Source organism: Dysgonomonas sp. 37-18 (assembly GCF_001899125.1).
Taxonomy (GTDB): domain Bacteria; phylum Bacteroidota; class Bacteroidia; order Bacteroidales; family Dysgonomonadaceae; genus Dysgonomonas.
In genome coordinates this window covers 114238-132477 of record NZ_MKVC01000004.1, presented here as the reverse complement: position 1 = coordinate 132477, position 18240 = coordinate 114238, and the positions used below count along the sequence as shown (strand labels likewise).

Below are 18240 nucleotides of genomic sequence, written 5' to 3'. Positions count from 1 at the left end.
TATGAAAAATATCAAAATAATACTACTTTATTGATAAAACTTTTCTATGTTCGGATAGGCTAAACTAATAGAGTTCTTATATTTAAAAATAAATTACGTTTTTCTATATTTTTTAGAGAAAAAGCATAGTTGGAATTTCTTTTTTATGTCATTCAACAAATTGAGAACAATATTCAACAGCCTTTTTTACATCTTCAATATTTTTGAAGTCAAAATTTGATTCCTTTAGTTGCTCTTTTATCTCAAGCTCGTGCTTTTTTAATATTTTTGCTAAAGAGTCAAAAGAGTTGAATTTCTGGAATTTTCCTTTTATTTTTAAAAAATATGAATTTTTCGGATGTTTTACAACGTCTTTACCTAATACCAAATCAGGGGTGTGACCATTGAAGTCTTGATTTATATTTTTCATTTCAGTAGAGGAGTTGTTGACAGACCTCATACCATAAGCTCCTGTTTTTCCTTTAGATATAAAACTAGAGTACCATTTTATATATAATGGTAAGGTTTCTGAATTAAGTTTTACTTTTTCATAAAACTCATCGTTTTTTATATGTTCAAAGACTCGGTCATTGATATTAATAAACGATATAAGGGAGGGGTTCGCTAGCTCCATAATGACGTTATTATCTCCCATAAATACCATTTTTCCTGTAAATATATTATAATTGAAGGAGGCTGTAGTTGTGCTTCCTTTCTTGTATATTACTTTTCCTTTCTCAAACTTTTCAAATAAAAATTTAGAATCCGAGTCATCTTGTGCATATGACAACATCGGCAGAAGTATCAGGCATAGAATTGTAAAATGTTTATTTTTCATCGATATGGCTGGTTTAAATTAATAATATGAATATTACACATCCTATATACATAATCAGTTCAGGATGTATACAAAGGTGATTGTCTCGAGAAAACTGTAAGCTCAGCTTTTTATTTCTTGTTCCTTCCACTCTTCATATCCTCCATCAATGCTATATACATCAGAGAATCCTTGTTGCGATAAAAAATCTGCCGCTAGTTGGCTACTGTTACCATGGTAACAAATAACTAATACCGGAGTATCTTTCTCTGTCTCGGATAGAAATTTTGGAAGCGATGATTGGGTAAGGTTTATTGCTTGGTCATCATGAGAAAGGCTAAAACTTAGCTCATCTCTGATATCTACAAGTACTGCGTGATTCTCAACCAATAATGCTTTAGCTTGAGAGGGATTGATATGTTTAAATGCCATAATAGTCTACTTCTTTAATTTTATATATACTATTATAACAAAACTATACGGATGTTGTTTGTTTATCCTGCTTCAGGCACAATAATCCAATAGCAGTTAGCAGCCCGTTAAGTAATAATATTTCATATCCTACTGTGTAAGAAAATAACCTTAGGGAAAGGAATTCAATGAGATAGCTTAATGCCGGTGCAAGTATGCATATGTATGGCACATACTTGTCTCGTATGCTAACTTTTGAGAAAAGACCGAAGAAAAATAATCCTAACAATGGTCCATAGGTATATGATGCTACTTTGTAAATAGTATCCAATACGTTTTCTTGATGAATAGAATTTATGATAAGAATTACCAGTAAAAATGCCAAACTCACAAGTTGATGTACTCTTTTTCTTATTTTCTTTGCTTGCTCTTCATTATCTCGTTTGATATTAAGGATATCTATACATACAGATGTTGTTAATGCAGTTAATGCCGAGTCTGCACTGGAGAAGGCGGCGGCAATTATACCGATCGTGAAAAATATAAGTACGGGAAAACCTAAATATTCGGTTGCCATAACAGGCAATATCTGATCGGAATGTTGGGGGAGGGTGATATTAAATTGGCTTGCAAACAATATAAGTAAGACACCCAAAGATAAAAATAACAGATTGATGGGGATAAAAGCAAATCCGTATGTTACCATGTTCTTTTGTGCATCTTTTAGACTCTTGCATGTTAAGTTCTTCTGCATCATATCCTGATCAAGCCCTGTCATTACAATTGTAATGAATACTCCGCTAAGGAATTGTTTGAAAAAGTTTTGACGGGAAGCCCAATCGTCAAAAACAAATATGCGGGAATGTTCGTTGTTGCTAATCACATTTATTGCTTGTGATATATCTAAGTCCATCTTTGATGCAACCTGCCATATTATGAGTATAACACCTAGTATCAGAGATGAAGTTTGTAGTGTGTCTGTCCATATGATGGTCTTGATGCCACTGCGGAATGTATACGCCCAGATGAGTAGGATGATACCGCTAACGGTAATGAAGAATGGTATATTCCATTGATCGAAAACAAGTGTTTGCAATATGATAGCTACTAGGTATAGGCGTGCGGCAGCCCCGATGATTTTAGATAAGATAAAAAAAGAAGCTCCCGTTTTATATGAATAAAAACCAAAGCGCTTCTCTAAATAACCATATATGGTCGTGAGATTTAGCTTGTAATAGAGGGGGAGTAATACGAAGGCTACGATGAAATATCCAATGGTGAAACCAAACACCATTTGCATGTATGTCATATCAAATTTGCCAACCATTCCCGGAACAGATACAAAAGTTACTCCGGAGATAGATGTGCCAACCATCGCTATGGCAACTACAAACCAGGGAGATTGCCTATTCCCTAAAAAGAATGCTTCATTATCACTGCTTTTTTTGCTTACAAAATGAGAAATAACCAATAGCGTCGTAAAATAGACTGCAATAATAACAAGTATGTATATCCCCATAAGATGATTAGCTATATATTCTTTATATATTCCTGTAAAACGATTCTATGTAGACAGTATTGCTTACAAAGCCAATGTCAGTCATCCTTATATTTGCCAATGTGGAAAAATATAATTGAAGTGACAATTTGGCATAGGTCTATGTCTGAATCAATTATTTAAGTATTGCTTAAAATAATTAAGCAGGGCTAAAGGTAAGAAATAAAGAAGTTGAAAATAATTCGTTGAATATATTTTTTCTTAAAAGGAGTATTTATAAACAAGTAAGTATGATAAAGGCTTATGTTATTATGTGCTGAGTATTTCCTGATTTAACCTCTTTCTCTAGACTTTCTTCAAAGTTAATGATATGCTATATTATTTGGAATAAAAAGGCACTGTTTGATTATAAATCAGACAAAAAGTCGGCCCCAATTGTTAAAATAATAATAAAGGATTTTTACTCGGTTAAAAGTGTTAAAAAATAATCTTATCTTGCATCAAGTGTACAGTTTTTGTATTTAAATTTGAAAATAAATTGAACGACAATAATCAGTTATTAAACAATTAAAGATACTTGCATATGAAAAAGATTTGGAAAAATATTTCAACCTATGCTTTGGTTGCATTAGTGAGTATAGGTGCTACTTATGGTATGTATACCTTTATGGATCATCGTAGAGGATATAGTTCAGCCGACTTTTATAATTATGGGGGAGAGTTTAATCAGAAAGGAGTTCATCTCGCCAGTTTGACCGCGGAAGGATACCCTGATTTTACGAAGGCGGCTGAGAATTCGGTACATGCTGTAGTGCATATAAAATCAACCGTAAAATCACAGGCTCCTGCGCAGGGGCGTCAAAGGGCAATTGATCCATTCGAATACTTTTTCGGATTTGGTGATAGAGGTCAGGATTTTGGTACTCCCCAACCGAGTGTAGGCTTTGGTTCTGGTGTTATTATCTCAAAGGATGGTTACATTGTTACTAACAATCATGTTATAGACAAGGCAAATGAGATAGAGGTTACATTGAATGACAATAGAAAGTTTACGGCTAAACTAATCGGTACAGATCCGCAGACAGATATCGCCTTGCTGAAAATAGAAGGGAATGAATTTGCATATATACCATTTGGTAATTCAGATAACCTGAAAGTAGGAGAATGGGTGTTGGCAGTAGGAAATCCTTTCAATCTGACATCTACAGTAACCGCCGGGATTGTAAGTGCTAAAGGTCGTGGTGGTATTGGTGCAAATAGTGGAGACATTCAGTCGTTTATACAGACCGATGCAGCTATTAACAGAGGAAACAGTGGAGGTGCGCTTGTGAATACAAACGGAGAACTAGTCGGTATCAACACTGCCATCTATTCACAAACTGGTGACTTTGCCGGATATGGTTTTGCTGTTCCTATCTCTATCGCAGGAAAAGTTGTAGCAGACATAAAAGAATACGGAACAGTGCAACGTGCTGTGTTGGGTGTTATGATTCAAGATATCTCTGTAGCGAAAGAGGCTAATCCGGACAAGACAAAAGGTCTTAAAGCAAATGAAGGTGCTTATGTTGGTGGTTTTGCAGAAATGAGTCCGGCCAAACAAGCAGGATTAGAAGAAGGAGATGTGATTACAGCTATCAATGGTGTGAAGGTTAAGGGAGTGAGTGAACTTCAAGATCAAGTAAACAGGTTCCGTCCGGGAGATAAGGTCAAAGTAGATGTAATCCGTGGAAGCTCTACTAAGACCTACGATGTTACACTCAAAAACAGTTCGGGCAATACATCTGTAGTCAAAAAAGGTGACGGTATAGCTGCTGTAGGTGCTGCGTTTAAAGAACTGTCGGCAGACAAGAAGAAAGACCTGGGCGTAAGCTATGGTGTTGAAGTAGCAGGTGTTGATAATGGTGGCAAATTCTATAAAGAAGGAATAAGCAAAGGTTTTATTATTCAGAAGATAAATAATCAACCTGTATCATCTCCAAGTCAGGTAGAAAACATTATCACATCAACAGCAGGCAGTCAGGATAAAGTATTGTTTATATCCGGAATAACCCCATCCGGTGCAAGGAAATATTATGCGGTAGATCTTAGCGAATAAGTATCATATTCGTATTAAAATATAAATAACGCTTAAGTTCAAAACAATAATGTTACTTAAGCGTTATTTATATGTATAAACTTTATAAAGTACAAAATAATTATTCTGTTTAATAAGTATTATTTAAGTCATTCAACAATAAAACCAGACTGTTGATGGTGGCTATCTAGTATTTTTTTACTATATTTGCAAACATTTTTGGGGTATTTTATTATACATATCTGTATATGAGGCAGTTAAAGATTACAAAGTCAATTACTAATCGCGAGAGCGCGTCATTAGACAAGTATTTACAAGAAATTGGTCGTGAAGATCTAATTACGGTTGAGGAGGAAGTAGAGTTAGCACAGGCTATTAAAAAAGGTGACCGTGCAGCACTCGAAAAACTTACTAGAGCCAATCTTAGATTCGTGGTATCTGTTGCAAAACAATACCAAAATCAAGGATTAAGTTTGCCCGACCTAATTAATGAGGGAAATTTGGGACTAATCAAAGCTGCGGAAAAATTCGACGAAACCAGAGGGTTTAAATTTATCAGTTATGCGGTATGGTGGATTCGCCAATCTATATTGCAAGCTTTAGCGGAACAATCGCGTATCGTACGCCTTCCGCTCAATCAGGTAGGCTCGCTGAATAAGATCAGCAAGGCATTCTCTAAGTTTGAGCAGGAAAACGAACGCAAGCCATCGGCAGAAGAGCTAGCAGAGCAATTAGATATACCGGTTGATAAAATCGCCGATTCGCTGAAAGTCTCAGGACGACACATTTCGATGGATGCTCCTTTTGTTGAAGGAGAGGACAACAGTCTGTTAGATGTACTTGTAAATGATGACGCCCCAATTGCAGACCGTAAGTTGATAAACGAATCGCTCCAGCAGGAGATCGAACGTGCATTATCAACATTGACAGAAAGAGAAAGTGAGATTATCAAAATGTTCTTCGGTATTGGGTATCAAGAAATGACCCTTGAAGAAATTGGTGATAAGTTTCAATTGACACGTGAGCGTGTACGTCAAATTAAGGAGAAAGCAATTAAGCGTTTAAGACAAAATTCGAGAAGCAAATTATTGAAAAGTTACCTGGGCTAAAAATAAATAGTCGGGTATTAAAAATTATAAAGGGAATTAGTTTTACTAATTCCCTTTTTTCTTTTTTGTCAAATCAAATTAGAATTTCTTTTTTAGAAATTCCATTTAAGTGGCTCGAAATAAGCCTGTGGGTGAAGGCAAGCAGGACATGTCTTGGGTGCCACCTTGCTTTTGATTACAAATCCACAGTTGCGGCATTGCCAGTCGATAGCTTCTTCGCGAGAGAAAACGCCATTGCTTTGTACACGAGCCAATAAAGCTTTGTAACGGTCTTCGTGCATGTTTTCTACTTTGGCTATCATTCGGTACATTACTGCAATTTCTTTGAATCCCTCTTTCTCTGCTATTTCAGCAAATGCAGGGTAATCAATAGCCCATTCTTCATGTTCTCCGGCTGCTGCTTCAATTAAATTTTCTTCGGTAGTACCAACTTTTCCGGCAGGATACATGGCTGTTATTTCAACCATACCGCCTTCTAGAAATTTAAACATACGTTTTGCATGTTCTTTTTCCTGATCTGCTGTTTCAAGGAATATTGCTGCTATTTGCTCATATCCTTCTTTCTTCGCAGTGCTTGCAAACATTGTGTAACGCATTCTTGCCTGTGATTCTCCGGCAAAAGATTTGAGTAGGCATTTTTCTGTTTCTGTGCCTTTAATACTTTTTTCCATAACCTTGATGATAGTTTAAAAAAAATGATTTTTACAAATTTAATATTTAAAATCCTTTTCGAAGAAAGAATTCAAATGATTTTATACCTTTGTGCCCTGAAAATTGAACTTCAGGACTTGTTATTACGTAATTGGAAGAAGCGAGTATAAGTGCTTCTAAATATTGTAATTTCAGAATATTAGATTTTTTATGTATTTTATAGCAAATAATAAATCACATTAATCCATTCCTCGTTTGTTATGAAAAAAGATTTCCTAAAAGACTTTACCCCTCAGTTATTTATTTCCTTAAAAACATATAGTAAAGAAAAATTTATAAACGACCTGATGTCAGGCCTTATAGTCGGGATTGTTGCCCTGCCTCTTGCTTTAGCTTTTGGTATAGCATCGGGTGTTACTCCCGAAAAGGGTATTATAACGGCCATTATTGCCGGATTTATTATATCGTTCATGGGAGGAAGCCGGGTACAGATTGGAGGTCCTACAGGAGCTTTTATCGTTATTGTATATGGAGTTGTTCAAACCCATGGTATCAAGGGGCTTATTATTGCAACTATTATCTCGGGGGTTATACTCGTTCTTTTAGGAGTGTTTAAGCTCGGGAAGATTATAAAATTCATACCATATCCTATTATTGTAGGTTTTACAAGTGGTATCGCCGTTACTATATTTACAACCCAGATAGCAGATGTTTTTGGATTGAACTTTGGCGGTGAAAAACTACCCGGAGATTTTATCGGAAAATGGATAATGTATTTTAAATATTTTGGAACGATCAACTGGTGGAATACACTTATCAGTATAGCCAGTATTTTTATAATTGTGATCACTCCCCGCATTGTGAAAAAGATACCGGGGTCACTCGTCGCAATTTTGATAATAACAGTAGTTGTATATCTATTAAAAACGTATGCCGGCATAGAAGTGATAGATACTATTGGGGATCGCTTCAGAATCAAGGCTGAGATTCCCGATGCAGAAATTCCGGTCATTAATATGGCTGCAATTATAGATTTGTTACCAGTTGCCATCACTATAGCAATGCTTGGTGCGATAGAATCCCTTTTGTCGGCAACGGTTGCAGATGGTGTGATCGGAGGGGAGAAGCATAATTCTAATACTGAACTTATAGCACAGGGGATGGCAAATATTGTAACACCTTTGTTTGGCGGTATACCTGCAACAGGAGCTATTGCCCGTACTATGACCAATATTAACAACGGAGGACGCACTCCTATTGCCGGGATCGTACATGCAGTCGTGTTGCTGCTTATTTTGCTTTTGTTTATGCCGTTGGCTCAATACATTCCTATGGCTTGTCTTGCTGGAATACTTGTTATTGTATCATACAATATGAGTGAGTGGCGTACATTTAAATCTCTTTTGAAAAATCAGAAATCCGATATTGCCGTATTATTGATAACATTCTTCCTGACGGTAATATTTGACCTTACAGTAGCGATAGAAGTTGGACTACTATTAGCTGTTGTCTTATTCTTGAAGCGAATAAATGAGGTTACGCAAGTGTCTGTTATAAAAGATCAACTAGACTTGACCGATGAAAGTGAGTTTACTCAAAATGAGGAGATCTTATCATTGCCCGAGGGCGTTGAAGTATATGAAATAGATGGGCCGTTTTTCTTTGGTATAGCCAATAAGTTTGATGAGAGTATGCGCGAGATTGGCGAAAGCTCCAAAATAAGAATTATTCGGATGCGTTTAGTTCCATTTATAGATTCTACAGGATTACATAACCTGACCAGTTTGTGCAGAAAATCGATGAAAGACGGAATACAAGTTGTATTGTCTGGAGTAAGGCCGGAAGTGCATGCTATGATAGAAAAGTCGGAAATTCCGAATATGATAGGAGAGATTAATATTTGCGATAACATAAACCTGGCTATTGCGAGAGCAAAAGAGATACTCGAAAATGAAGATTAGAGCATCCAAAGCTCAACGTATTATCAGAGGGTAAGGTATATTGTTTAATTGATTAAGTTACGCACGATGTATAAATGTATTATGAGTTAATCATAGTATCTTTACATAATGAAAGTATTACTGACCACGCTCAATGCTAAATATATACATACTTCGCTAGCTCTACGATGGTTGTATGTAGCCAACAAAGATAAATTCGATATCTCGTTTAAGGAATATGTAATAAAAGAAGAGGTAACTACAATTGTAGACGATCTTTTATTACAGAACCCTGATGTCATTGGTCTCAGCGTATATATCTGGAATGTGGAAAAGGTGAAACTTTTGATTGATTTGATCAAAGAAAAAAGTCCACAAACCATTGTAATCGTAGGAGGTCCGGAGGTTACTTATGAGCCTGATTATTTTGTGAAAAATTGGGATGTCGATTATCTGATTAGCGGAGAAGGTGAATTTGTACTAGGTGAATTACTTACGGCTATAAGCACTAAAAGTGAGCCTATTATAGATGGTGTGTCGAAAAGAGGATCGGTAAGTAAGATTGTTGCTAAAGCTGATTTGGAGAAACTAGCATCTTTACCCTCTCCATACCAACTGGAAGAAGATAAGGAAAATATGAAAAACAGATTACTGTATTTCGAAACATCTCGAGGTTGCCCTTATCAATGTCAATACTGCTTGTCTTCACTCGAAAAAGGAGTCCGTTATTTCCCAAAGCATCATATTGTAGATAATCTGTTTTATTTTATCCGGAGTAACGCCAAACAAATCAAGTTTCTTGATCGTACCTTTAATCTGAATAAGGAACATACACGATTTGTATTTGATTTTTTGATCGATCATTACCGCCCGGGTTTAAGCTGCCAGTTTGAAATATATGCGGACTTGCTGACTGACGAATCAATAAATTACCTCAATAAAAACTTACCGGAAAACTATTTCAGATTTGAGATTGGTATTCAATCTACTTACGAACCTACTAATATTGCAGTAAAACGTAAGCAGAATTTTGAATTGCTGGCAGGCAATATACAAAAGCTGATGGATGGCGGTAGAATAGATTTGCATTTAGACCTTATCGCCGGATTGCCTTACGAGACTTATGAGCGATTTGTAAAGTCGTTTAATGATGTATTTCGTTTGAAGGCGAAAGAATTGCAGCTTGGCTTTCTAAAGATGCTGAGAGGTACATCTCTTAGACGTAACGCCCATAAATATGGATACAAATACAGCATTATCGCTCCATACGAAATTGAGTCGAATAATGATATTACCCACGAAGAGCTGGAACGTATACATGATGCTGAGCATGCCCTTGAGAAATATTGGAATAGCGGGAAGTTTAGCCGTACCATGCAGGTATTGACCGATACGTATTATAAAGATCGATATTTCGAGCTATTTGATGAAATAGGGCAGTATTATAATTTGCACAACCTTCCGCATCATGGTTATCGGTTAGAAGATATATTTTTGTTTTTGCACAACTTCTTATTATCCCGAGGCATTGATTTGTTTACAGAGTTAAGAACAGACTATTACTGTAACTTTAAGATACGTCCGCACGGATTTTGGGACGATAAAATAGAAAAAAGAGAAAGAAAGCAGCTGCTGTATCAAATAGGGAATGACAAACCATTTTTACAAAAATACGGATTGAATAGAAAAATCATAGAAAAGCAAGCCGCTATTGATATTGTAGAAAATAGTGACAATGAATATTTATTGACTGTTTTTCTTGAGAAGGATAATAGTGTAGAGCATTTGTTTCTCTCCTATACTTTTAAAGAATAATATTATCTTATTGATAGATATTGTTCTTTGACATGATTATCTTTTCAGTAAGAAAAGTGACATTAAAAAAACTATATAAAAGTGTCACTTTTGTCACCTTTTGTTCGTAATTTGTTGTTTGTCAGCTTTATGAAAAAGTGACAGGTGTTGCCTTATTTATATAAAAGGAAGATACATAGTTGTTTTGCCATATCGGGTAATTGCTTTGCCCATTGTTTTACTGAGAGAGTTCTGATATACTCATTTTCACAAGTAATGTTCATTGCAATGCACAGTTTAGTGGAAGGCGTACAATGCTTGATAATATCTTCAACCAGCTTCTGATTACGGTAAGGAGTTTCTATAAATATCTGTGTCTGGTGCTCGTGATGTATTAGATTTTCAAGCTGTTTGATCTTCCTGATACGTTCTGCTCCATCGATAGGCAAATAACCGTGAAATGCAAATCCTTGTCCGTTAAATCCGGATGCCATAAGCGAAAGAAGAATAGACGATGGTCCTACTAACGGGACTACTTTATAATTCTTCTTCTGGGCAATCGCTACGATGTCGCTTCCTGGGTCGGCTATAGCCGGACAGCCTGCTTCGGATATAATACCCACATGAAATCCGTTTATCATAGGGTTGAGGTAATTCTCGATGTCCTCGGGCTTGGTATGCTTATTCAGCTCGTAGAAGGTAAGTTCATCTATATTGATGTTGCTCTCTACTTTTTTCAAGAAACGACGGGCAGAGCGGATATTCTCCACAATAAAGTATTTTATTTGTAAGATGATCTCTTTGTTGTATGTAGGCAATACCTGTTCGATAGAAGTTTCTCCTAGTGTTACGGGTATGAGATATAACGATGCTTGCATAGCATTTTAGTCTTTTAGTTTATATAAATAATAGGTTTTGAATTTATCTTCAATATATGTGTCTACTATCTTATAATTCTCATTCAAAGCCGGTAAGTTAAAGAAATAGTCGAAGTTGAGAGAGAATTGGGATAATATGATGAATTGGACTTCTTTATTTTCTATGTACTTCGTCTGCTCATCCCTCATTTCGGGATAGATAGAATGAGGTAGATTTGGTGAAATAAAGTATTTGACATTCGGTACAATATTCGCTTTTGTAAATACGCCACTACCGAGGTCTAAACCAAGATTGAGCAGTGTGGGGTTGCTTTCTTTCATTACAATGTTACTAAAAACAAAGGTCGGATTGTCAGGTTCTTCTTTTCTTAATAGTTCCGCTTTGGATAATGAAAAAAAGTTCTTTTCTCTTATTCCTATTCCAATAGCTAATACAAAGAAGAGGATATAAAAATACCATTTGGGTTGTAGTTTTACGAATTTTCGAATGATATCTACTATTGCAATCCCCCCTAACAGGCTGAAAATGTAATACGGAATAGTATAATAGTACATAAAGAGAAATGTCATAGATATCATAATATGTACAGCAAAGAAAGACAATATGATCGAGGCTTTGTATAGTGTATTACGAATATATTTTATAGGAAAGTAAAAAGAGCCTGTATAGATAAAGAAATAAGTGAGTGGTTCAAATCTTATACGTTGATAAAAGCGTACAATAACTAATTCTATCATCTCATTCGCATTAAATCTGGCATATTTGCTATTCAATACAATATATGTATTCCAAGCATCAGAAAGAGCATTATTGTATAAAAAATAAAAGATTATGGGCAAGAATAATATTAGTAGTCCTACAATATAGGCAAGAATATTCTGAAATAAGTTTTTATAATTTTTTCCTATGATAAGATTAATAAATATAGCTGCCAATGGAAAGAACCAAAAAACAACTAAATTGATTTTTATCAGTATGGTTGCAGCACACATAATACCATGAATAAGCATGATTAGAGGTTTATGTGTTTTGCTATTGTCTTTAAAATGTGATAAAAAGAAGAAGAGACTAATCGTTGCAAATACAAGTATCATTTCTTCTGCCGAACCTCCTTCCAATATATGTGGCAAGGTGAATAAAGGATAGATAAGAGCTACGATGAATGCATATATTTTATCTTCTATATATAGCTTGGCTGTAAAATATCCGGCACATATCATAAAAGCCCACATCAGCGCTTCAATGATATACATTCCAAAGAAGGTTGTGTTAGAAATAAGATACGCTATTCCATAAATGAAAAATATTAGTGGTCCCTTATGATCAAATAATTCAGAGTAAATAATTTTTCCATTAAAAATTCCTTTTCCAATTGTAAAATATAGATTTATATCATCCCATTCATTAAAAGGGTATAACGGTGACATTTTAGAACAAAAAAACAGTAAAAGAAAGGAGTAAACGAAAAGTATAATTAGTGTTTTTTTCTCTGAAATTATTTCTTTTCTTATCATTAATTTAAATTATTACTTTGAATCGAAAGTAAAAGTAAAGAATATTATTCAAAAGAATAAATAATTGTATTTATAATAGTTTTGCAAATTAATATAACTTTGTAGTAAATATATGATAATGGATTTATCTTCTGACTTTATTACCCGTACAAAAGCTCTTCTAGGGGAAGAATGGGATGCTTTTGTACAAGCACTAAACAGTCAATCTCCTACGAGCATTAGAATAAATAATCATAAGACCGAGAAACCGTTACTCGATAGAGTTCTGTGGTCTCAATCAGGATATTATTTGCCTCAAAGACCTTCATTTACTTTCGATCCGCTGTTTCATGCCGGATGTTACTATGTACAAGAGGCCTCTTCAATGTTTATAGAACAAGCTCTCAACCAGTATGTTGCAGGGGATAATGTGCGTATCCTTGATCTTTGCGCTGCTCCCGGCGGTAAATCGACTCTGATAGCTGATATAATGGGAGAGGGTAGTCTTTTAGTATCTAATGAGGTAATCCGCACCAGAGCGAATATATTGGCTGAGAATATAACAAAGTGGGGTAATCCTAATACGGTAGTGACTAACAACGATCCGCAACACATCGGAAAATTGGAAGGCTTCTTTGATTTTATATTAGTGGATGCTCCGTGCTCAGGGGAGGGTATGTTCCGAAAAGATGAGGGTGCAACATCGGAATGGTCGATAGACAATGTCAAGCTCTGCAAAGAGCGGCAGCAACGTATTTTGGCTGATATATGGCCTGCTCTCAAAACTGACGGCTTGTTATTATACAGTACATGTACATACAATGTAGATGAAAACGAAGACAATGTACAATGGATTTGTGAAGAGCTGGGAGCAGAGGTTTTACCAATCGAAGTTAAAGAAGAGTGGGAGGTAAGCCCCTCTTTAAGAGATGGTTTTCCTGCTTACCGATTCTTTCCTCATAAGACTAAAGGCGAAGGATTCTTCTGTGCTTTACTTAGAAAGACTTCTGAGGAAGGTTCTTTAAAGAGGAGGAAGGATAAAGATAAAACATCAAAAAGTATTATTCCATTTGATTGTAAAGACTATGTGAAAGATAATGAATTATTTACATTCTATTCTCAAAAGGATAGATGGTTTGCTTTTCCTTCACTTCTGTATAATGACCTTACTCTGATAAAGTCGTATCTGAATGTTATTTCAGAAGGAATTTGCTTGGGAGAGGTTAAAGGCAAGGATTTTATCCCGGATCAGTCTCTAGCATTAAGCACATGTTTCAATGTTGCGAATTTCACTACTTATGATGTGGACTGGAAAACCGCTATAGCTTATCTACGCAAAGAGACACTATTATTACAAGATCAGCCAAAAGGCTATATTTTAATTACCTACAAGAACAAACCATTGGGGTTTGTAAAGAATATAGGTAATCGTGCTAATAACCTTTATCCACAAGAATGGCGAATACGTTCAGCGAATATTCCTGAGGCTGAGGTGAATGTTATCTAATCAGTTTTTATAAAACCTAGGGTACGACCAATTTTAGCAAATACACGGAATCCGTTATATATCCATGTTTTAGATTTAATTATGTCAGTAACAAATCCATTCTGATCGAGATAATATAATCTTTTGAGTTTTTCTGTCAGTGAGGGACTAAGAAGTTCGTTGCATACTAGTAGCTTCTCTTTGTATATAATTTCTCCGCCAATTTTTGTGCTAAAGCCTTCCATATTATAAATGGAAATAAAAGTATCTACATATCTCACAGGTAAATGGTCGAGTGCAATTCCTTGGAAGAATAACTTCCAGTCGGACATAACTTTAAGGTCTTCACAGTATAGTCCGTATTTTTCGAAATTCGATCTGTGTATAAAGAAGGCCTGATGACATAAGAAGCCGGCAAACAAGTCATAGATAGCAAAACACCAATCACGATCTTTGTACGATGTATCTGCCTCTAACTTTCCTCCAACTTCCATATAAAAATTTCCGCAGATAAAAGGTTCGTGGGGATCATCATTGAATATATCATGAAGGACATTCTCATTGTATAATACATCGCCAGAATTGAGAAAATATAGATATTCGCCTTTAGCCTGTCGGATACCCTTATTCATAGCATTGTAAATACCAGTATCTTTTTCACTTACCCAGTAGCCGATCTTGCTTTTATATTGATCTATTACATCGATACTGCCATCTCTAGACTGACCGTCAATAATGATAAATTCATAGTCGAAGAAAGACTGTGAAATAACACTCTTTACGGTTTTTTCAAGACCGGTTTTATCATTTAAATTGACAGTTATAATTGATAGTTTCATGATTTACTTTCGCCTCGATTTTATTAAGAAAGGATTTAAGAATACCAGCTTCTGATAAAGTGATAAGACTGTTGCCGCTTTACGCAGGCTATAACCTTTTGCGTAATATATCTGTATTTTATACATTCTCTTTATCCGCTCAATGATTGTTCTCTTATAGCTACCGTTTGTATATGTATTAAACTCATGCAATAAATAAACCATCCAGGCTGTTTGATTTAGAGGTTTTAGAGTAGAAGACATTCCTCCGAGATGTTGCCTATAGACCGCCATATAATCAGGGAGAAATTTTATCTTACCCGATAGTGACACAATCAGTTGAAGAGCGTAATCTCCATTTTTTACAGTATAGTACCAGTCCGGTGTTTTATGTGCATCTTTACGAAAAATGATAGAGGTAGTAAGTAACCCCCAATCTTTTTGAATAATGTCTGTTGTAGTCAATACATCCCGTTCCATCTCTATATTTTCATCCAAATGTCCGCACATCAGAGTATGTACCTTATGAGAGCACATAGCAAAGTCGGGATTAGCCTCCATAAAATCAACTTGCTTCTGAAGTTTATAAGGGTCAGTCCAAAAATCATCGCCATCACACAGCGCTATATATTTTCCACGCCCGCTATTAATATTATTTATCCAGTTGAGCATCATTCCCTGATTGGTTTCAGGTAATCTTAATCGTATAATGTCGGGATACTTCTTCTGATATTCTATACAAATAGCACGGGTGTTGTCTGTACTGCAATCCTCACCGATTACCAATTCGAATGGAAAGTCGGTTTTCTGCATTACAACTCCTTCTATAGCTTCCGCTATAAACTTTTCATGATTATAAGTAATCATGGAGACAGATACGATTATGTTGTGCTCTTTGTTAATCATTGAATAATGGTGTTCAAACTCTTAAAAGGTGACAAAAGTAACAGGTTTATTATTCTTTTTGATTGTTATTTTAGCTTTCCCCAATAAAAACATTTTATAAAGATAATTTTTGTGTAAGAATATATGATCTAATTAATAGAGAATTAATTATAGATAAATATTTAGCTTCCAACCTATATTGTCTTTGTCTAAGAAACTTTCATAATACAAACCTATTGAAAAGTTATGGATATTTTCTGCGTATAATCGAAATCTTTTTGATAATGATATCTTATAGTCAAACTGTTTGTTATATATAAAATATTCAGAAGCAATGGTTATTTGAGCTTGAGAGAATGATTTGTCGGCATAAATAGTCCCTCCAACTTTCTTTTTTCGTCCTATTAGGTAATTAGCACCTAATCCCAAGCTTATATCTTTTATATTATAACGATAAAGAAGAGAGTGATTTTGCCATTTTATTTTGTTATCTATATATTTTAGTTTTCGTATTCTGTATCCGTATGATAAATAATCATTTGAGCTTTTCTTACTTTTTATAAATAGATTATTATAGCCTATAATTGTGCTAATATCATATGATCCTTTGCTATCGAACTGATGAGTCAAAGATAACCCTAGATTTGTCTTTATGTTGCTTATCCCTCCAAAATAGATTTTTGCTTCATAGCCTAACGGTAATCTTGTAGAACCTGAGTATCCAAAAGAATATAAGTCGTATAAGTAGCACATAACCAACATTCCTTCTGTCTTATAACATCCTGTCGCTGAAAATTTAGATTCAAACTTTCTTTTACTTTCTTCTAATTCTAAAATTCCAGATATCTTATTTATGAAATCACTAACTATGATAGCTTCTTTTAATGATCTATTAGTTTCAGGATTCCAATACTTCTTAAAGTGATATTCATCCTTATTTGTATATTCTATACAATAAGTTATGCCATCAGAACCTTGTTCCCATCCCTCAATCTCTCTATCTGTTTTTAATTCTAAGATTTTTGAATCGTTTATAATATTGTATATCTTAGCTATTTTAGTTTGGTTTATCTCTTGCTTTAAATATATAGTATCACTGTCTTTATTGGAATTTTTTTTCGTTTTAAATCTATAATTAGTCAATGTCCCTCCCATAAGCCCTTGATCCATCCATATGTCAATAATCTGACCATAATTTTTGAATCTAAAATAAAAATCATGTTTGGAGCTGAGGAGATCGGGTAAATCAAGTTTTTTATAAATTTTTTCATTCGTTTTTAAATACAAGGTATCGTCACATATCTTCTTAATATTTTGAGCATTAAGATTCCAGAATAATGAACTGAAAATAATCAAAGATAAACAACGGGTCATAATTATAGGATATGCTGTTTTATGTTGTTAATATTTATTTGTATCACAAATCAGCTATTTATCACATTTATTATTCTTTCCATATCCTCTTCATCATATCGATGATCGCAAGGTAGAGGCAGCAGGTAGTTGACTATCTTATATTCGGCAGAGCCTTTCTCTACAAGTCCTAGTGTTTCCTTCCAATATGTAGATACATATATTTTGTTATCAATCAGTTTCTTTCTTAAATCACGATCTTCTGAATAGAACATATAACTCAGCGGGCACGTATCTGAGGGAAAGTTATCATATTCAAACTTATTATCTTTCCCCAAGACATAATGTAAATAGTTAAAGTTTTTTATCTGTCTTTCTTTCAGATTTTCGTAGTCTATGTTAGATAGTAATGCAGAAGCAAGATTCGACATACGTTTTATTGGTTGACCAACGAGGCTTGTGCAGTAGTCAAGATAATCCTGATAGGCAGCACTGGCATTACCGTATTCGATCCGTTTCATCAAATGTGTCATATGAGGAATAGAGAAGTCTAGCTCAAGCTCTTCACTAAGAAAGGTATCTGTATATAGATAAGCTCCGTCCGGGAGTCCAAAAAATTTGCGTGGAGAATATATTGTGTCGATACTTTCGTAAGGTTTCGAAAAGAAAGCATGCGTATTATCAACTATCAATTGTTTTCCAAATTCTTTGACAAGCTGCAAAACGGTGCAACACTTTATGCCGTAAGTGTCGGAATAAAAAAATACTTCATCTTCTTTTAATTCTTTATCGAAAATAGGATTGAGGCGGGAATCTACAGAATAGAATTCAGATTCGATCCCTAGTTTCTTTATAGGTTCCCAGATAACTTCAGAATTCAAGTAAGGAATATATATCTTTTTATATTTCTTTGCTCTTAGTATATATTCAAGACAGTTGCGAGCAGTATTTAGCTGTAATGCTCCTTTATGATAATGTTCTCCTTTGCGAAGTTGAAGTTCGAAGTATCCTCCTATCTCTTTCATGTCTTTAATATTTTCTATGAAGTATTAC

General features: G+C 34.9%; 15 protein-coding genes. 5 read left to right on the top strand and 10 right to left on the bottom strand.

Translation table 11 applies throughout. From position 1 onward, the window contains the following. Positions 1-148: 148 nt before the first annotated feature. The 3 genes from BGO84_RS01600 to BGO84_RS01590 form a co-directional block, all read right to left on the bottom strand. The gene (locus BGO84_RS01600) at positions 149-817 is read right to left on the bottom strand and encodes a hypothetical protein (RefSeq protein WP_291027054.1); all 669 of its coding nucleotides are present in this window, start codon (positions 815-817) and stop codon (positions 149-151) included. 102 nt (positions 818-919) lie between these two features. Beyond that, the gene (gene glpE, locus BGO84_RS01595) at positions 920-1228 is read right to left on the bottom strand and encodes a thiosulfate sulfurtransferase GlpE (RefSeq protein ID WP_135104346.1); all 309 of its coding nucleotides are present in this window, start codon (positions 1226-1228) and stop codon (positions 920-922) included. Between the two features lie 43 nt (positions 1229-1271). After that, entirely contained in the window at positions 1272-2726 is a 1455-nt protein-coding gene (locus BGO84_RS01590; RefSeq protein ID WP_291027053.1) for a sodium:solute symporter, read from the bottom strand. A gap of 562 nt (positions 2727-3288) precedes the next feature. On the opposite strand from BGO84_RS01590, the gene BGO84_RS01585 reads away from it, so the two are divergent. Together BGO84_RS01585 and BGO84_RS01580 are read left to right on the top strand one after the other, a co-directional pair. Next, positions 3289-4800, top strand: a complete 1512-nt coding sequence (locus BGO84_RS01585) for a Do family serine endopeptidase (RefSeq protein WP_291027051.1) — start codon at positions 3289-3291, stop codon at positions 4798-4800. Between the two features lie 227 nt (positions 4801-5027). Further along, positions 5028-5888, top strand: coding sequence for an RNA polymerase sigma factor RpoD/SigA (locus BGO84_RS01580; protein ID WP_006843542.1), 861 nt, complete (start codon positions 5028-5030; stop codon positions 5886-5888). A gap of 92 nt (positions 5889-5980) precedes the next feature. On the opposite strand, the gene rbr is transcribed toward BGO84_RS01580, so the two are convergent. After that, a complete protein-coding gene (gene rbr / locus BGO84_RS01575) occupies positions 5981-6559 on the bottom strand; it encodes a rubrerythrin (RefSeq protein WP_006843541.1) in 579 nt (192 codons plus the stop codon). A 240-nt stretch (positions 6560-6799) separates the two neighbouring features. Between rbr and BGO84_RS01570 the strand changes: the two genes are divergently transcribed. Together BGO84_RS01570 and BGO84_RS01565 are read left to right on the top strand one after the other, a co-directional pair. Continuing rightward, a complete protein-coding gene (locus tag BGO84_RS01570) occupies positions 6800-8500 on the top strand; it encodes a SulP family inorganic anion transporter (RefSeq protein ID WP_291027049.1) in 1701 nt (566 codons plus the stop codon). A 108-nt stretch (positions 8501-8608) separates the two neighbouring features. Beyond that, the gene (locus BGO84_RS01565) at positions 8609-10294 is read left to right on the top strand and encodes a B12-binding domain-containing radical SAM protein (RefSeq protein ID WP_291027047.1); all 1686 of its coding nucleotides are present in this window, start codon (positions 8609-8611) and stop codon (positions 10292-10294) included. A gap of 152 nt (positions 10295-10446) precedes the next feature. Here the strand turns inward: BGO84_RS01565 and BGO84_RS01560 are convergent, their stop codons facing one another. Both BGO84_RS01560 and BGO84_RS01555 read right to left on the bottom strand, forming a co-directional pair. After that, on the bottom strand, positions 10447-11151 hold the full coding sequence (locus tag BGO84_RS01560) for an SAM-dependent methyltransferase (protein WP_135104351.1): 705 nt from the start codon (positions 11149-11151) through the stop codon (positions 10447-10449). Between the two features lie 6 nt (positions 11152-11157). Beyond that, on the bottom strand, positions 11158-12405 hold the full coding sequence (locus tag BGO84_RS01555; RefSeq protein ID WP_291027045.1) for a hypothetical protein: 1248 nt from the start codon (positions 12403-12405) through the stop codon (positions 11158-11160). Between the two features lie 379 nt (positions 12406-12784). On the opposite strand from BGO84_RS01555, the gene BGO84_RS01550 reads away from it, so the two are divergent. Next, a complete protein-coding gene (locus BGO84_RS01550; RefSeq protein WP_291027153.1) occupies positions 12785-14152 on the top strand; it encodes an rRNA cytosine-C5-methyltransferase in 1368 nt (455 codons plus the stop codon). On the opposite strand, the gene BGO84_RS01545 is transcribed toward BGO84_RS01550, so the two are convergent. From BGO84_RS01545 to BGO84_RS01530, 4 genes are all read right to left on the bottom strand, one after another. Continuing rightward, positions 14149-14970, bottom strand: coding sequence for a glycosyltransferase family 2 protein (locus BGO84_RS01545; RefSeq protein ID WP_291027043.1), 822 nt, complete (start codon positions 14968-14970; stop codon positions 14149-14151). The two genes, BGO84_RS01550 and BGO84_RS01545, sit on opposite strands and share 4 nt — an antisense overlap. 3 nt (positions 14971-14973) lie before the next feature. After that, positions 14974-15855, bottom strand: coding sequence for a glycosyltransferase (locus tag BGO84_RS01540; protein ID WP_291027041.1), 882 nt, complete (start codon positions 15853-15855; stop codon positions 14974-14976). A 147-nt stretch (positions 15856-16002) separates the two neighbouring features. Then, the gene (locus BGO84_RS01535; protein ID WP_291027039.1) at positions 16003-17208 is read right to left on the bottom strand and encodes a hypothetical protein; all 1206 of its coding nucleotides are present in this window, start codon (positions 17206-17208) and stop codon (positions 16003-16005) included. 50 nt (positions 17209-17258) lie between these two features. Further along, a complete protein-coding gene (locus tag BGO84_RS01530) occupies positions 17259-18212 on the bottom strand; it encodes a hypothetical protein (protein ID WP_291027037.1) in 954 nt (317 codons plus the stop codon). Between the last annotated feature and the right edge of the window lie 28 nt (positions 18213-18240).

Excerpts from the sequence above, each read along its gene's own strand:
- BGO84_RS01600 (WP_291027054.1), bottom strand. The coding sequence starts at position 817 with ATGAAAAATAAACATTTTACAATTCTATGCCTGATACTTCTGCCGATG.
- glpE (WP_135104346.1), bottom strand. The coding sequence starts at position 1,228 with ATGGCATTTAAACATATCAATCCCTCTCAAGCTAAAGCATTATTGGTT.
- BGO84_RS01590 (WP_291027053.1), bottom strand. The coding sequence starts at position 2,726 with ATGGGGATATACATACTTGTTATTATTGCAGTCTATTTTACGACGCTA.
- BGO84_RS01585 (WP_291027051.1), top strand. The coding sequence starts at position 3,289 with ATGAAAAAGATTTGGAAAAATATTTCAACCTATGCTTTGGTTGCATTA.
- BGO84_RS01580 (WP_006843542.1), top strand. The coding sequence starts at position 5,028 with ATGAGGCAGTTAAAGATTACAAAGTCAATTACTAATCGCGAGAGCGCG.
- rbr (WP_006843541.1), bottom strand. The coding sequence starts at position 6,559 with ATGGAAAAAAGTATTAAAGGCACAGAAACAGAAAAATGCCTACTCAAA.
- BGO84_RS01570 (WP_291027049.1), top strand. The coding sequence starts at position 6,800 with ATGAAAAAAGATTTCCTAAAAGACTTTACCCCTCAGTTATTTATTTCC.
- BGO84_RS01565 (WP_291027047.1), top strand. The coding sequence starts at position 8,609 with ATGAAAGTATTACTGACCACGCTCAATGCTAAATATATACATACTTCG.
- BGO84_RS01560 (WP_135104351.1), bottom strand. The coding sequence starts at position 11,151 with ATGCAAGCATCGTTATATCTCATACCCGTAACACTAGGAGAAACTTCT.
- BGO84_RS01555 (WP_291027045.1), bottom strand. The coding sequence starts at position 12,405 with ATGTATATCATTGAAGCGCTGATGTGGGCTTTTATGATATGTGCCGGA.
- BGO84_RS01550 (WP_291027153.1), top strand. The coding sequence starts at position 12,785 with ATGGATTTATCTTCTGACTTTATTACCCGTACAAAAGCTCTTCTAGGG.
- BGO84_RS01545 (WP_291027043.1), bottom strand. The coding sequence starts at position 14,970 with ATGAAACTATCAATTATAACTGTCAATTTAAATGATAAAACCGGTCTT.
- BGO84_RS01540 (WP_291027041.1), bottom strand. The coding sequence starts at position 15,855 with ATGATTAACAAAGAGCACAACATAATCGTATCTGTCTCCATGATTACT.
- BGO84_RS01535 (WP_291027039.1), bottom strand. The coding sequence starts at position 17,208 with ATGACCCGTTGTTTATCTTTGATTATTTTCAGTTCATTATTCTGGAAT.
- BGO84_RS01530 (WP_291027037.1), bottom strand. The coding sequence starts at position 18,212 with ATGAAAGAGATAGGAGGATACTTCGAACTTCAACTTCGCAAAGGAGAA.